The organism is Arthrobacter sp. B0427-1-12 (assembly GCF_059092905.1).
This window is the reverse complement of the sequence record NZ_JBNHIC010000182.1, coordinates 1-681: the sequence shown is the minus strand read 5'-3', so window position 1 is coordinate 681 and position 681 is coordinate 1. Positions and strand designations below refer to the sequence as shown.

Sequence of the window (681 nt, the reverse complement as noted above, 5' to 3'; positions counted from 1 at the left end):
GAGGAACAGCGCAGTTATGGCTCATAAGGTCAAGGCGGTTATCGCCAAGGAAAAGAACGCTCCCGTGACCGTGGAAACGATCCTGGTTCCGGACCCGGGTCCGGGCGAGGCTCTGGTGGACATCCTCACCTGCGGTGTGTGCCACACCGACCTGCACTACAAGCTCGGCGGCATCAGCGACGACTTCCCCTTCCTGCTCGGCCACGAAGCCACCGGCACGGTCGCCGCCGTGGGCGAGGGCGTCACCGACGTCGCCCCCGGCGACCGCGTGGTCCTGAACTGGCGCGCGGTCTGCGGCCAGTGCCGGGCCTGCAAAAAGGGCCAGCCGCAGTACTGCTTCAACACCCACAACGCCACCCAGAAAATGACCCTCGAGGACGGCACACCACTCTCCCCGGCGCTGGGCATCGGCGCCTTCGCCGAAAAAACCCTGGTCGCCGCCGGCCAGTGCACCAAGGTCGACGAGGACGCCGACCCGGCCGCGGTCGGCCTGCTCGGCTGCGGGGTGATGGCCGGCATCGGCGCCGCCATCAACACCGGGGCCGTCTCCCGCGGTGACTCCGTGGCCGTCATCGGCTGCGGCGGCGTCGGCGTCGCCGCCATCGCCGGCGCCAAGCTGGCCGGTGCGACCACGATCATCGCCGTCGACATCGACGCCAACAAGCTCGAACGCGCCAAGGA

Annotated in this window: 1 protein-coding gene; it reads left to right on the top strand. The window is 69.0% G+C overall.

The window, feature by feature from the left end; all coding sequences use genetic code 11:
- Window positions 1-16 precede the first annotated feature (16 nt).
- A partial coding sequence (locus AC5RWU_RS24455; RefSeq protein ID WP_493986759.1) for an alcohol dehydrogenase catalytic domain-containing protein occupies window positions 17-681 on the top strand: 665 nt, incomplete at its 3' end.